Source organism: Streptomyces sp. NBC_01471 (assembly GCF_041438865.1).
Taxonomy (GTDB): domain Bacteria; phylum Actinomycetota; class Actinomycetes; order Streptomycetales; family Streptomycetaceae; genus Streptomyces.
Map to the genome: position 1 here is coordinate 1,285,454 of NZ_CP109450.1, position 14,886 is coordinate 1,300,339.

The 14,886-nt window shown below is 67.5% G+C and carries 11 protein-coding genes and 1 pseudogene; 9 read left to right on the forward strand and 3 right to left on the reverse strand.

Going from position 1 to position 14,886, the window contains the following annotated elements; genetic code table 11:
• Nucleotides 1–2,435: 2,435 nt before the first annotated feature.
• Nucleotides 2,436–3,675 (reverse strand): annotated as a pseudogene (locus tag OG285_RS05635) (IS701 family transposase).
• Nucleotides 3,676–3,824: 149 nt separating this feature from the next.
• Nucleotides 3,825–4,325 (reverse strand): DinB family protein, encoded by a 501-nt coding sequence (locus OG285_RS05640; protein ID WP_371790348.1) that lies wholly within the window; start codon nucleotides 4,323–4,325, stop codon nucleotides 3,825–3,827.
• 344 nt (nucleotides 4,326–4,669) lie between these two features.
• Between OG285_RS05640 and OG285_RS05645 the strand changes: the two genes are divergently transcribed.
• On the forward strand, nucleotides 4,670–5,605 hold the full coding sequence (locus tag OG285_RS05645) for a DUF5655 domain-containing protein (protein ID WP_371790349.1): 936 nt from the start codon (nucleotides 4,670–4,672) through the stop codon (nucleotides 5,603–5,605).
• A gap of 94 nt (nucleotides 5,606–5,699) precedes the next feature.
• Here the strand turns inward: OG285_RS05645 and OG285_RS05650 are convergent, their stop codons facing one another.
• Nucleotides 5,700–6,446 carry a site-specific DNA-methyltransferase gene (locus tag OG285_RS05650; RefSeq protein WP_371790350.1) on the reverse strand — a complete coding sequence of 249 codons (747 nt, stop codon included), beginning with the start codon at nucleotides 6,444–6,446 and terminating at the stop codon, nucleotides 5,700–5,702.
• 574 nt (nucleotides 6,447–7,020) lie between these two features.
• On the opposite strand from OG285_RS05650, the gene OG285_RS05655 reads away from it, so the two are divergent.
• From OG285_RS05655 to OG285_RS05690, 8 genes are all read left to right on the forward strand, one after another.
• Nucleotides 7,021–8,166 carry a C40 family peptidase gene (locus tag OG285_RS05655; RefSeq protein ID WP_371790351.1) on the forward strand — a complete coding sequence of 382 codons (1,146 nt, stop codon included), beginning with the start codon at nucleotides 7,021–7,023 and terminating at the stop codon, nucleotides 8,164–8,166.
• Between the two features lie 85 nt (nucleotides 8,167–8,251).
• A complete protein-coding gene (locus tag OG285_RS05660) occupies nucleotides 8,252–8,560 on the forward strand; it encodes a DUF6112 family protein (protein WP_371790352.1) in 309 nt (102 codons plus the stop codon).
• Entirely contained in the window at nucleotides 8,560–9,249 is a 690-nt protein-coding gene (locus OG285_RS05665) for a hypothetical protein (RefSeq protein WP_371790353.1), read from the forward strand. The genes OG285_RS05660 and OG285_RS05665 overlap by 1 nt, the downstream gene beginning before the upstream one ends.
• A gap of 27 nt (nucleotides 9,250–9,276) precedes the next feature.
• Entirely contained in the window at nucleotides 9,277–10,659 is a 1,383-nt protein-coding gene (locus OG285_RS05670; RefSeq protein WP_371790354.1) for an ATP-binding protein, read from the forward strand.
• A 152-nt stretch (nucleotides 10,660–10,811) separates the two neighbouring features.
• Nucleotides 10,812–12,281: an SCO6880 family protein gene (locus tag OG285_RS05675; protein ID WP_371790355.1), complete on the forward strand. Its 1,470-nt coding sequence runs from the start codon at nucleotides 10,812–10,814 to the stop codon at nucleotides 12,279–12,281.
• 38 nt (nucleotides 12,282–12,319) lie between these two features.
• Nucleotides 12,320–12,772, forward strand: coding sequence for a DUF6238 family protein (locus OG285_RS05680; RefSeq protein ID WP_371790356.1), 453 nt, complete (start codon nucleotides 12,320–12,322; stop codon nucleotides 12,770–12,772).
• Between the two features lie 26 nt (nucleotides 12,773–12,798).
• Entirely contained in the window at nucleotides 12,799–14,304 is a 1,506-nt protein-coding gene (locus OG285_RS05685) for an ATP-binding protein (protein WP_371790357.1), read from the forward strand.
• Between the two features lie 224 nt (nucleotides 14,305–14,528).
• On the forward strand, nucleotides 14,529–14,807 hold the full coding sequence (locus OG285_RS05690; protein ID WP_371790358.1) for a hypothetical protein: 279 nt from the start codon (nucleotides 14,529–14,531) through the stop codon (nucleotides 14,805–14,807).
• Nucleotides 14,808–14,886 lie beyond the last annotated feature (79 nt).

Genomic DNA, 14,886 nt, shown 5'->3' on the forward strand with positions numbered 1-14,886 from the left:
GAGTGAGGGACCCTTTCTGAGGTCACGCCGTTGTGGCGTGAAGGAACGCCGGCTCCAACCGTTACCGCCGGCGGTTGGCTCCGCCGTGCTGCGGTGAACAGAATCGTGCCAGTGATCGAAAGGCTCACATGCCACTCGCTCATAGTTAATTCATATCTGTCACGCGCGTTGGGGAGGGCCTCACTTGGCAAGTACCCCCATATCCATTGGCCATAGGTGCACGCTTGCGTGACATGACGAGGTGATCGACCAGGTAAATAGGGAGAGGCGGTACACCGAGTTCTCCCTTCCAACGGGCGCGGCAGGAGATTCACCCATTCTTGGCACACTTCGCTTGCCGCTTCCACTCCTGTACTGCGACGATCCGGCCAGCACCGCGCTGCGGTCGCTGCCCTGACTGCTGCTGGCTCCAACCACTGCGAACAGGGATCCCGTGCGGGCGTGTTGGCTCACCTCGCACAAACAAGGCAAGGGCCGGACCCACTGGGCCCGGCCCTTCCGCGTTATGGCCTGCGCAGCTTCATAACCCGCTCCGCCGACCGGCACGGCTGCACGGCCCCCGCGCTGCCAGAACCACCGGCCGGTCAATCTGGCCGATGAGCCGCGTCAACCCAGCCCACTTCTCCCGGAAGATCTGCACCCCTCGCCCCGCCAGGTACGCAGCCGGACCCGCCCGGCGCGGACGGGGCGCTGGTTGACAGGTGTCAATCGGGGTGGCGCCGTGGCGCGTGGGCTTCGATGGCTTGCCTCCCAGTTAATGTCTGGCAGAGATCACCCGCCGCAGCACCCCACGATTGGCAGGGGATCGCTGCCAGGCGGGTGTGGTCGACAAGCTGATAGCGAGGGGTGTGGGTCTTTCCGGCCGGTAACCCTGTGCTGGGGCTGACACAGGACGATCCTGGTTCGGCGGCGCAGTAACGGCAGGGCAGAAGTTCTGCCGCTCTGTTGCGTTCCGCGCTGCGCCGCGCGAATTCCGCCTGTGCAGCTTCCTGACGCCTCCGCAGTTCCGCTTTTCGAGCTCGTTCTTCCTCAAGGATTCGCTCGTACGTGTCAGGGTGGCTTGGACATGCCCCCCTCACGGCGAGGTTCCACCGGCACAACTTGTTGCTGGCTGTAGGCGCTCCACAGCGGTTAGTTTCGTTGCCGGGGCCGTGGTGAGGGCACGGCTCATCACGCGTGTCGACTCTGCACGGCCTGCCTGTGGTCACGCCGATGACACGGCAGAGGCCGGTCTGTATGGCGTCTTCACCCTCCTGCGCCATCTGCTCTGCGATGGCGGGCCAGTCATCGGAGTCGATCTGGCTTCTCCACCACTCCGCTGTCCCCTGCAGCGAAACCCATCCTGCGTTGTCCACCTTGAACCGTGGCTTGGCCAGTGCCTTGGCCACCATTACCGCGTTGTCTGCGTCGTCCACAGGACGGGAACTTAGCGAACCGGGCTCAATGCCTTGCGAGCCGCCGGTTCATGCTGCGCAGCGGGTTGACGACGAAGGCATAAAGCCATCGGGCCTGACTCGATACCGTGCGGATGACCGGCGATCTGGTGGCCGGCTCGGTGCACGGCCCCGGCGATGGGGTGCTGGACTGCCCGCCAAGCTCCGTCACGAGCTCGGCCGTTGGCCCATCCGTTCATCGCCGGGGAGCGCACAAGTATACCCACCCACGCCCAGGTCAACGACCCCACGGCCTGAACGGTTCCGCAGAGAGGCAGGACCTCAAACAAGCCAGCACCAGGCCGCTCGGAGGCGGCGCCCTTACGACGCGCCCTTTCGGGCTGTCGAGCGCCAGCCACTGGAGACCCCGAACGCGCGTGTGGATAATGTGTGCACGACGCGACGTAAATGTGAGGGAAGGCATGGGGAAGGCAGAAGAGCGCAGCAACTTGTACCACCAGTTCCTTGGCCTGGCTGATCAGATCTATCGGCTCGTGAGTACAGATCGAGCCCCGGAGCGGAACGAGCCCGCCCGCCGGAAGTGCCCCAGCGAGACGGACACGAAGACGGTCCTCCACCGACGCGACTACGTCCTCGTTCCAGACGCTATCCCCTCCACGGACACCCTCCGCGAGTGGAATGCCCACGCGGCCGCCGTACTGCAGGCTGCGTCCCCGATCAACCATTGAGATACCTCAGGGTTCCCTCGCCAGCCGAAGCCTCGGTTGTCAGTAGCAGCTGCGACCCTGTCTGGTGCCCGGCGGCGCCCGTCACCGGAGCCGATGCCGCCGCCAGGCATCCATGGCGGTCGGCAGCCCTGGCAGAACACGAGCGGCGGGGTTCGGCGGGGCTTGGCCTGACAAAAAAGCCGGGACGGCGCTGCCGCCTCGCGGTGCGCCTCGTCGCCAAACGAGATCATCGCTGACTGCACCCCGGTAAGACATATAAGAGCAAATTGGAGCCATTAGAGCCATCTAATACTCCAGCTGTAGATCGTGATCTTCATGTCTGGGTGGCTTGTCGCTGGTAGTGGCTTGTGTGGGATCGGGCCTGGTGGAGGCGTCGCCAGATGGACCAACAGAGTCGGTAGGCGGCGGTGTGGACGGGCTGGGCGACGAGGGTGATGAACAGGTGCTGGATCTCATTGCAGGTGAGCGGCGTGAGGCCGTCCGGTGCAGGCTGGCGGATGTGTTCTTCTGCGCGAACGACAGTGAGGAAGGCATGCGCAAGCATGGCGAGAGTGACCCAGCGACCAGGACGCGTAGCGGCGGACCTGGTGCTCGTCCAGTCCGGCCAGGCCCTTTCCGGACTGGAAGAAATCCTCCACTCGCCATCTTGATCCAGCGACGCGAACCAGCTCGGTCAGAGGCACTCGGGCGGGCGAGTAGCAGCGGTAGTAGGCCAGTTCGCTGGTGCTGCGGTTGCGTCGGATCAGCAGTTGACGGTTGCCGGTCTCGGGGTTGGCGAGGTCGATGACGGCCCAGTCGTAGAAGCGGTGGCCCTTGGCCCCGGTTCCGGCGGAGAGCTTCTGCCAGGCTCGTTTGGGTACCTTCTTGGCCAGGGTGTCCGCGCGGAACTTCCCCGCGCTGGTGGTGGCTTCGTGCGAGCAGGCCACCGCGAGGACGTAGCGCGTGCCGTGTTCCTCCAGCGCGCTTCGCAGCTTGGGGTTGCCGCCGTAGACCTCGTCGCCCGCCACCCAAGCGGCCCGGTGGCCGGCGTCCAGGAACCGGGTGACCATGCACGCGGCCAGCTCGGGTTTGGTGGCGAAGGCGGTCTCCTCACCGAGTCCGGCGGCGCGGCAACGGCCCGGGTCGGTGGTCCAGGAACGCGGAACATACAGTTCCCGGTCCACTGCGGCGTGCCCGCGTTGACCGGCGTAGACGAGGTAGACGGCAACTTGGGCGTTCTCGATTCTGCCCGCGGTGCCGGTGTACTGACGCTGGACGCCGACCGTGCCGATGCCCTTCTTCACATCGCCGGTCTCGTCGACTACCAGCACCGCCCGCTCGTCATGCAGGTGCTCCACCACGTATCCGCGCACGTCGTCGCGGACAGCGTCAGCGATCCATTTGGCGCGGCTGAGCAAGTGCTGCATGGCATCCGGGGTGGACTCCCCGGCCCACTCGGCGATCGTCCAGCAGTTCTTACGCGGCAGGTCCGACAGGAGCCCGAGCACCAATCGCCGGACCCGGACCCGGCGCCGGGGCTCGACCCGCTTGAACCGGCCCGCGATCCACCCCATCAGGCATTCGAACGCCTCTTGCCATCGAGCAGGGTCTACGCTGTGACCTGCGGCCACCGCATGATCTTCAGTCTTCACACACCGATGATCAACGGTGGCCGTACATGTTCGTCAGCAGGCCCCTGCCAGGTCCGGCTTGCGACGGAGCGTTATATACCACGGCTGCCGTCGAGACTCTCGCGAATGATGTCCGCATGACCGGCGTGCCGGGCAGTCTCCTCGATCATGTGGAGCAGGACCCAACGCACGTTCCGGTCCGCCAGGTCGGGGCGACTGCACGGAGCCTCCAATGACATGCCTGCGACGATCTCCCGTGAGATAGCCACCTGCTCCTCGAAGAAGGCCGTCCAGTGCTTCACCGTGTCCTGCTCGTCGACACGGAAGTCTTCGTCCCTCCAGTCCCGGACCTCCGCTTCGGGCCACTCGCCGAGAAGTGTCCGTCCCGCAACGACGATCTGAAACCACCTGCGCTCCCAGAGGGCCGAGTGTTTGAGCAGGCCCATCAAGGACAACGAACTCACCGTCGGAGCCATGCGGGCATCCGCGTCAGAAACTCCGTCGACCTTCCGAAGCAGATCGGCGCGCTGCTTGTCGAGAAAGCCGCAGAGGGCCTCCCGCTCGGTAGCGATTGAGAACTGGTTGGCTGTCATGTCCCGGACGCTACCGGACCAGAGTGCGCGCCGACCGGTGCTGCTGCGTAGCTATCCAGCATGAAGATCACGATCTACAGCTGGAGTACCTAGCCGAGTCGCCTGACGACGAATCGAGACGCTTCAGCACGATGACGGTGAGCCCAGTCCTCCTGTGAAGTAACCCTTGCCCGCCCACGGCCGGGCTCAGCTCCTCACGGAGGATCCCGCTGCATCCGCATCGGGCCGGACTTAACTTCACTGTCAAAGGACACTGATGCTGCTGCGGGATCGGGTCCGGGGGAATAGTCTGTTCGGCTCGTTGATTCGTCTCTCTGTGGTGCCGCGATATCGGGGAGACGTAAATGACAGACCTCAAGGTGTTTCGACGAGACGAGGACGACCGAGACGTGGAGCTGCGGGGCTCAACGGTGACGCTGGAGGTTGACCTTCAACGCCGGGTCGAAGCCGGCATGGAGGAGATGCTCGGTATCCGCTTCCTGGCGTCGGAGTACCCGACCGGGCCGTGGCACCGAGGTCGTATCGACACCTTGGGACTCGACGAGAACAACGCCCCCGTCGTGATCGAGTACAAAAAGGGCTCCGACAGCGGGGTGATGTCGCAGGCGGTGTCCTACCTGTCGTGGCTGGACTCGGCGCATCACGAGTTCGAGGCCCTGGTCAAGGAAGCGCTGGGCGCCGAGGCAGCCGAGGCGATCGACTGGCGGAACCCGCGGATGGTCTGCATCGCGGCCAGCTTCTCGCACCATGACCGGGTCGCGGTGCACCGGCTCCGTGAGCGTATCGACCTCGTTCGTTACCGCGTCTTCGACGGCGGGTTGCTCAGCTTGTTGTTGATCGAGTCCGCAGCTGGGACTCCGAGCCACGCTCCGGCCCGACGGCAGCGTCGACAGCGGCAACTGACGGCTGATGCAAGCCAGGGCAGGAGGCCAGGTGTCGGGGTGACCTCGGGCGCGGCTCCGGCTTGTCTGCAGGACCTGTACGCCGAGCTGGACGAGGCTCTCACCGTGTGGGGCGAGGTGGAGGTTGCTGCGCTGCGGCACTACATCGCCTATCGACGGATGGTGAACCTGGCCTCCGTGGTCTTCCGTGCAAAGCACGAGGTGATCCTGGTGTATCTCAGAGTCGACCCGGAGACGGTCGAGCTGGAGGAGGGCTTCTCCCGCGATATGCGCGGCATCGGTCACCTCGGGACCGGTGATCTGGAGGTGCGTATCGCCTCGCCAGATGACCTGGAGAAGGCGGGAGCGCTGATCCGGCGCGCGTTCGAGGCGGCCTGACACAACAAAAGGGCGGCTGGGGCATCGTTTCTCGATGCGCCAGCCGCCCTTTTTCGTCTGCGACCCTTCGGCTGTGGCCTAGCCGGTCTCACGCTTACGCCTCCGGTCCGGCCAGGACGAAATCGTCCTGCGCCAGTTCGGCCTGGAGCCTTCGCTCTGCGACATCGGCGTAGTGCGAGGACAGCTCGACGCCTACGAACTTCCGGCCCTCGCGCAGCGCGGCGACGCCTGTGGAGCCGCTGCCGGTGAAGGGATCGAGGACGGTGCCGCCCTCGCGGCAGATCCGTACGAGCTGCTGCATGATCTCGACGGGCTTCTGGGTGATGTGAACGCGGTCCTTGCGGGGCTGTGAGGCGATGAAGTGGCCGGGGAGGTAGAGGTCCCGGTCCTTGTCGAGGCTGCCCTTGACGCCCCAGGTGATGAACTCGGATGCCTGCTTGAAACCGCCCTTGCGGGGGCGGCTGGCGGGCTTGATCCACGGGATCGTGCCGCTCCACGTCCAACCCGCCATCTGCAGGGCATCGGATGTGGTCGGCTCCTGGCGCCAGTCGGAGAACACGATGGCGACGGAGTGCTCGGTGGCGGTCCGGTACGCCTCGGTGAGCAGTGCGGTGAGCCAGCTGCGGTATGAGCGCTGGTCGCGGTTCTCTCCGGGGAAGTTCTGGAGGTCGTGGGCGCTGTTGCTGGTGACGTACTTGGCGCGTGCTGATCGGCCGGTTCGGTCCGAGCTGGTGCGTCCGCCGCTGTTGTACGGCGGATCGGTGACAACGGCGTCGATGCTCTCGTCCGGAAGGGTCTTCAGCACGGTGAGGGCATCGCCCCGGTGCAGCGTGTAGCTCATGCGTGGGTCCTCTTTCAGGGCATGACGGGACTGGGAACTCTCCGGACGATCGGTCAACAATGCTCGTACCGGAGCAGGTCGAGCCGGACGTTAGCCCCGATTCCCGGCCGGGCCTAACGGTCCCGCAGCGTGCTCCGAGGCCCGTCCGGCGGTCGTTTGGTGCGGCCGGATTCCCGGTCTACTGTCTCGCCAAGTCACCGAGGCGGGGCCTAGCTCCACCCCCGTTGACCTGTGCTGATGCATGTCGTCGCGTCCAAGTACGTTTCCGTGGTTGGCACCTGCCGTGCCGTTCGATGCCGTGAGGAGACCCGGTGCACTGCCTGAGATTACGAGCGCGGCCGGCTGCCGCGCATGACCAGAGACCGGCGTCCTGGAGCTACCAACTCCTCTGACCCGGGCCCGTCCTGAGAGGCGGATTCACATCGACGCGGTGCCGACGGCTTTGCACGAGTAGTTGGCACCGCGTCTCCTACGAATCACGAGGAGCCGCTGCGATGCAGCATGCCCTGAAGCGTCCCCGCCCTGACCCCACGCCGTTGTTCGCTCTGGCGGTCCGTCCGGGTCGGTTGCCGCGATGAAGAAGACCACCGGAGCCGTCGTCGGTCTCGGCGCCACCGGGTCCCTCCTGTTGGCTGTTCCGATCCTCGCGCTGGGCGCCGAGAGGGCTTCGGCCTCCTGCGCGTCGGACAGTACACAGGCTGTGGACGCCAAGGCAGTTGCCGCTCAGGTGAAGTCGATCCTGCGCGGCAAGGGCAAGGGAACGGTCTCCGTTCCGGGCCTGGATGACCCGGCCGATCAGGTGCCAAACACCAAGACCATTCAGGCCACCGGCGTCGCGATGAAGATTCCGGCCCGGGGCCAGATCGTGGCCCTGGCAACGGCCCTGCAGGAGAGCGGCCTGCGGAATCTGACCTACGGGGACCGCGATTCGCTGGGACTGTTCCAGCAGCGCCCGTCCCAGGGGTGGGGCACCGCGAACGAGATCCTCGATCCGGTGCATGCCAGTACCAAGTTCTACGACGGGCTGGGGAAGGTCCCGGGCTGGCAGTCCCTGTCCATCGCCCAGGCCGCCCAGTCGGTGCAGAAGTCGGGATTTCCCGGGGCGTATGCGAAATGGGAGCCCCTGGCCACCGCACTGCAGAAGGCGATCTCCCCTCTGCTGTCGAAGACCAGCACCGCGTCACCGAGTACTTCGTCATCCGGCTCGGGCAGCACGGGCAACCCTGTAGCGAGTGCCGCTGGCAGCTGCACCACGGATGGGGATGGAACCGGCTTCGGGACCATTCCGCCCGGCGCAGTGCCGGCCGGATACAAGGTCCCGGCCGACGCTCCGCCCAAGGTCCGGACAGCGATCCGCTGGGCCCTCGGCCAGCTCGACACCGCGTATCAGTGGGGCGGGCGCTGCACCGACTCGCACGGTCCCGACCCCATGGGCCGGTGCGACTGCTCCTCCCTGATGCAGCAGGCGTACAAGGCCGCCGGGGTCACTCTCACGCGGACGACGTACACGCAGGTCAAGGAGGGCAAGCCGGTGTCAGTCGGCGCCCTGCGGCCGGGTGACCTTCTCTTCACGGAGGGGGCGGCCGAACGGCCCGAACACGTGGGGATGTTCATCGGCCATGGGCTGATCATCAACGCCCCGCACACCGGTGACGTGGTCCGTATCGCGACCCTCGCGTCCTGGAAGCCGCAGATTCTCGCGGCCCGCCGAGTCGTCTGACCGGCGCTTCTCCCTCCCCCTTCTCCGTGCATCGCCGCTCCGCTCTCTCGGGCTTTGGCGTGCGGTAAATCGAATTGGAGTTCACATGTATTTGGCCGACAAGGTCGTTCAGCTCGCCTACGACCCCGGGATCAAGCCGAACGAGGGTGGGTTGCCGGGTCTCTCCGTTCTCAAGCAGGTGATGGGCTCCCTCAACCTCTTCGGGATCATCGCCGTGGTCGGCGCGCTCGCTGTCAGCGCGTGCGTGTGGGCATGGGGCCACCACTCGGGGGGCCACCAGGCTGAAGCCAACGGGAAGAAGGGCGTGATGGTCGGCGCCGGAGCGGCTCTCCTGTTGGGTGCCGCGAACGGTGTGGTCGCGTTCTTCTCGACGCTGGGGACGCAGGTCCACTGATGGCTTCCCGTTCTTCGAACCCCGGCGGCGCATCTCGCGTGCGCCGCCGGGCGCTGCTCGGCACCGCTGTTCTGGTGGTGCTCGTCGCCCTCGCGGGTCTGGCCGCCTACCTCACCCGAGGCGGAAGCAACTCCTCCAAGCCGCCCGTGCCGCAGAAGAGTTCAGCTCTGCCTTCCGCTCCGGCTTCTTCGCCCTCCCCCTCCCTGCCAGCGAGCGGGCACGACGGGGCCCTTCCCGTTCCCCCGAAGACGCACGACCCGGTCAAGTTCGGGAAGGCAGCTGCGGCGGCGTTGTGGTCCTACGACACCCGGGCCTACTCGCAGCCTGAGCTGCTGACCGCCCTGCACGGGTGGCTGACCAGCGAGAAGAAGCACGCCGATGCCCCTTCGGTCGACGCGCTCATCCCGTCGCCCGTGCTGTGGAAGGAGATGGCCTCCCATGGCCAGTTCGCTACCGCCACGGTGAACGACGGGCGCTTCCCGGATTCCTTCACCCGGGCCCTCCAGGAGGATCCGGGGGCGATCACACAGACGTACGTCTATGCCGTGACGGTCTCCGGCAAGCAGTCGATCGCGTGGAAGGGCTCGACCGCGGGCGGCGCGGAGAAACGTATCGCCACGCTCGCGGTCCAGTGCCGGCCCTCCCGTTCCTGCGCGCTGGCCGGTGTCCTTCCGGCTGTCGCGCCCTGACCCTCACCCCAGAAAGGAGGTATCGCCATGGGAGTCTGCGACCTTCCGCTCATGGACAAGGTCTGTGGCGCCGTCGACTTCGCGTCCAATCCAGCCGGGGCTGTCACCGACGGCATCGGGGCCTGGATCGCGAAGTCGGCAGGTGAGCTGGCCTCCAGCGCGGCCGATCTCGCCGCCAAGGCGGTCGATTCGACGACGGCCATCGATCTCAATGCCGGGTGGTTTCGGGACAACTACGAGCTGCTGCTGCCCATCGGGCTCGCTCTGACCGTCGGTACGTTCTGCATCCAGTTGATTTTCGCCGCCTGGCGACGGGACGAACGAGCCCTGGCTCAAGCGGCCATCGGCACCATGACCGGTGTCCTGTTCTCCTTCTGCGCCGTGGCCTTCACGTCCGTGGCCATCACCGTGGTGGACGCCCTGAGTGACGGTCTGTTCCAAGCAGCCAACTCCTCGGTGGACGACGCGATCCGCCGCGTCATCAAGGTCAGCGAACTGGGGGCGATGTACGGCCTCGGCTGGGGCGTCCCCTCCCTGGTCGCCCTTGGCTTCGCGATCGGCGCGTTCATGTACTGGGGTGTGATGGTCGCCCGCAAGGTCGGCGTCCTGGTCCTGGTCGCGCTCGCGGTGTTCGCCGGAGCCGGTGGCGGCTGGGAAGTGGCCAAGCGCTGGCGGCGCGGCTGGATCGAGGCCACCGCCACCCTGGTCGTTTCGAAACTCCTGATGACCGTCGTCTTCCTGATCGGCGTCTCGGCGATGGGCAAGTCGGATTCCCACGGCGGGATGGCCGCACTGTCGGACGCGATGGCGGGCATCGTCGTGATGATCCTGGTCCTCCTGTGCCCCTACGCGACGTACACGTTCGTCCACTGGGCGAGCGACGGCGGTGGGCACGACGATCTCCATCGCACTGGCGTCGCGGGCATGGCGGTCGCTGCGGGCGCGGCGAAGACCGCGGGCAGCATGGCGATGAGGGCCGGCACCGGCACACCTGCTCCGCAGGGGCCAGGCCAGGTCCCTGGCGCGGACAGCGACGGTGTCGCCTCCGGCATCAGCCCTTCCGGTGGCAACCTGAGCAAGGAAGGCATCGACGCGGGACCGCCGAAGCCGCAGACCAGCTTCCGCTACGGCGAGGACCCGCATGCCTCGGGCGACAAGGGCCGTGCGCTGATCCAGCGCCCCGGCATCCCGCCGCTCGTTACCCGCCCCAGCCAGGACGAAGCGGGAGGCCCCGAAGGGGGCGCCCCGGGAGACGGCAGCGGCTCTGGTCAGCTCGCTGGCTCGCCGGCTCCGGGCAGCAGCATGAACCACGTTGGTGCGGCGCCGCCGCCCTCGACGGGTCCGTCGGCAACAGGTGCCCCGACGCCCGCGAGCTGGCAGTTCCCCAGCCAGCCGCCGTCTCGTTCCTGACCGACCGACCGCGCCAAGGGGCGGGCTGTATCCCCGCAGCCCGCCCCCTGGCACCGCAAGCGCGATCACGTGAAACGGATTCCTGCCATGACCTCCAGAAGAGTGCCGAGCCCTGTGCCCCGCCCCTCTCGCTCTCCCAGTCTGGAACCGCCATGTCTGAAAACCCCCAGGCCGTCACCACGGCCACCGTGAAGTTCCCGCACCGCAGCAGGCGGGGCATTCTGCTCGGCCTGACCGCCCCACAGCTGATCGCCATCAGCCTCACCGGCCTTCTCCTGCTCGCCGTGATCCTCACCCACGGCATCGTCGGCGCTCTCGAACTCATCCCCCTCTGGGCCGCCATCGCCCTGCTCGTCTTCGTCCGCTACCGGGGCCGGTCCCTGGCCGACTGGGCTCCGATCGTGACCCGGTACGCGCTGCGCCGGATGAAAGGCCAGTTGATCTGGCTCACCCGGCCCTCCCGGCGACCTGCGCGCGAAGGTCTCCTTCATCTTCCGGGTACGGCAGCCAGCCTGCGCGTCGTCACCGCCCCCGACCGCCGGTACGGCGCGGTCCACAACCCCCACACCGGCACGCTGACCGCCGTCGTCAAGGTGTCCTCCCGCGCCTACGCGCTGCTCGACCCCGGCACCCAGAACGCCAACGTCAACGGATGGGGGCGCGCACTCGCCGCACTGGCCCGTGCCGGCCAGGTCGCGCGGATCCAGGTGATCGAGCGGACCGTGCCGGACTCCGGCGACGCGCTGCGCCGCTACTGGGAAGAGCACGGTGCCCCCGACGCCCCGGTGGCCGGCGCGATCTACGACGAGCTGATCCAGAGCGCGGGCCCGGCCGCGGCCCCGCACGAGGCGTACATCGCGATCGCTCTGGACACCAAGGCCGCGCGGCGCCTGATCAACCAGGCCGGAGGTGGACTGACCGGTGCCTTCAGTGTTCTGGCCCAGCTGACCTCCACCCTGGACCAGGCCGCACGGACCGCCGGGCTGAATCCCACGGGATGGCTCACCGCCCGCGAGATCGCGGCCGTCGTGCGCACGGCCTACGATCCGAAGGCCCTTGCCAAGCTGGACCGTTGGTCCACCTCCGGGCGGCCCGAGACCGATCCCGAGGCTGCAGGTCCCGTCGTGGTCGTCGAGAAGGCAGACCACATCGCGACCGACTCCGCTGTTCACGCCACGTACTGGGTGGAGAACTGGCCCCGGATCGAGACGTCGGCCGGGTTCCTGCATCAGCTCCTGTTCACCGCCGGGGTCCGGCGGACCCTGTCCCTCTCGTACGAACCGAAGGGACTGGATGCCGCACTGCGCGATGTCCAGCGCAAGAAGGCCAGCGTGATCGCGGACGCCGCCGAGCGAGCACGGCGCGGTCAGGTCGATTCCGAAGCGGACTCGATCGAGTACCAGGACATCAAGTCGCGTGAGCGTCAGCTCATCGCGGGCCACGCAGATGTTGCCCTGACTGGTCTGCTGACCGTCTCGGCCGACTCCGAGGAGGAGCTGCGTCCGGCCTGCGCGGTGGTGGAAACCGCAGCGGTCGGCGCGCAGATCGATCTGCGGCCGCTCACCTGGCAGCAGGCCGAAGCGTTCACCGCGACCGCCATGCCGCTTGCCCTCGCCGCCTGATGCCGGCCTTTCTCCCCTTTTTTTGAAAGAGCGTCCCCATGTCCCGCACCACCAGCCCGACCGCGCAGGACTTCGTGCCGTTCGCCACCGCCGCGCTCGATTTCCACCGCACACTCAACGTCCCGGCCGGTCCGCTGGTCACCAGCCGCGCCGAGCTGGACGCCCTGCACGCCCACCTCGTCTCACTGCACGGCCTGCTCGACGCCCACGGCTCCCGCACCGGCCAGCTCGTGCCGGTCGAGGGCGACCAGCTGCGTGCGACTCGCACCCGGATCTGGCAGGCCGCCGACCACGTCCACGCCGCGTACCACGCGGCGCCCCGGCCGGACTCCGGCGAGGTACCCGACCGCGAGGCGTGCCAGACCGGTCTGCCGGAAGGCGCTCCGGAGCTGACCATCTGCCAGCGCCATCAGCGCACCGCGCACCTGGTCCGCCGCCGCACCACCCCGGCCGACCTGCACGCGCCGTTCACCGGCCTCATCCGCCACTGACCCCTTTTTCGTCCGGAGAAACGTTCATGCCCAGGATCCGTGCCAGCGCCTCCCATCTGTTCGTCCCCCGCAAGGCATCACGTGCCGAGCAGCGAGCCGCTCGCGCCGGTTTCGCTGACGCCCGCCGCCAGGCACGCCTCGCCGGAGCCCCGCCCAAATCCCGCCAGGAGGCAGCCCTCGACCCGGAGCTGAGGCCGATCTACCCGCCGTCCGGGCGCCCCGGGCCTTCCTCGGGGCGCGGCGGCAAGCTCACGCTGCCCCGCCACCGCATGACCACCGCCACCGTGTCCGGCGCCTACCCCTTCCTCGCCGAAGGCGGCCTGGGCGCGGAGGGCATCTTCATCGGTCGTGACGTCCACGCGGAGGCCGCTTTCTGCTACGACCCGTTCTCGCTCTACAACAGCGGCCGGATCGAGGGCTTCACCAACCCCAACGCCGTCCTGGCCGGGATCATCGGCATGGGAAAGTCCGCGCTGGCCAAGTCCATCGCTACCAGGGCGATTGCCCACGGCTACCGGATCTACGTACCGTGCGACCCGAAGGGCGAGTGGACGGCTGTCTCTCAGGCCCTCGGGGGCTACACCATCGCGCTGGGCCCCGGTCTGCCCGGCAGGCTCAATCCTCTGGATGCCCCAGCCCGGCCCGCTTCCGTCAGCGAGAGCGACTGGTCCGCGGAGATCCGTAAGCGCCGTCTGCTGCTGCTGGCCGGGCTCGCGCGCACGGTACTGAAGCGCGATCTCCTACCGATGGAGCACACAGCCCTGGACCTCGCGCTCGACCTGGTCGTCGCCGACGCTGACGCCAACGACACGGTGCCGCTGCTCGGCGAGATCGCGCACACACTCGGCTCACCCGAGCGCCTCGACCGGGCCCTGGACGACCAGGCCAGTCACATGGGGACTGCCGCACAGGACCTCGCCCACGCCCTGCGCCGACTGGTACACGGTGACTTGAGCGGGATGTTCGACGCGCCCTCGACCGTGGCCTTCGACCCGAGCACGCCGATGCTGTCCATCGACCTCTCCCGCCTCGGGGGCTCCGGCGACGACACCGCCCTGGTCCTGGCGATGACGTGCGCGAGCGCCTGGATGGAATCCGCACTCGCCGACCCGGACGGCGGCCGACGCTGGGTGATCTACGACGAGGCGTGGCGCGTGATGCGGCACATCGGGCTGCTGGAGCGCATGCAGTCGCAGTGGAAGCTCTCCCGGGGTCTCGGCATCGCGAACTTGATGATCATCCATCGCCTCAGCGACCTGCTGAGTGCAGGCGATGCCGGCTCGCGCGGCCGGGTCCTGGCCGAGGGGCTTCTCGCGGACTGCTCCACCCGCATCATCTACCGCCAGGAACCCGACCAGCTCGCCGCCGCCGCGTCACTGCTCGGTCTGACCGGCGTCGAGACCCAGGCCGTATCCGCCCTGACCAAGGGCCGGGGTCTGTGGAAGGTCGCAGGCCGGAGCTTCATCACCCAGCACCTCCTGCACCCGGCCGAACGCGAGCTGTTCGACACCGACGCCCGCATGTCCGCCTAGCCCAACTAGGCTCTTTTCAAAAGGAGTTCCAATATTCGTCACCCGTACCGCGAGCACATTATGGCGTCCACGAGGCAGGCCCTGCCCTGACCACGCCTCCGGGTACCGTCGCACCGGCCGTCGATTGGAACGGCCTTCTCGCCGCAGCCCGTCCCGAGGAATTCGCCGAGCTGTTCCACGAGGCAGTCACGGATGACTTCGGCACGGTGGCCCAGCTGCACCAAATGCCGGAAACCGCCTCGCAGTGGTGCCGCGCCCACGGTGTGCGAAGCGCCTCATCCGAGCTGGACGCCATCGCCGACCGCCTGAGCGACCTCGGCCAGGAGCTGCACCTCACGGGCCAGTACATCAGCTACGAGATCAACTCCAGCTCACACCGTGAGGCAGCAGCCGCCCTCGTCTCCCCAGCCGCGTCAACCCGGGGGACTTCCGTCGGTCAGCAGAGCGACGCTCCTGCCCCCTTCCCGCCGCCCGCCGCCCGCTCGCTGCCGCGTTCACGGTAAGCACCGGCACAGCAACGAGGACCCAAGTGCGCACTTTTCCCGAATCCCCCACTCCGCCCGAACACCAGCCGCCCACGAC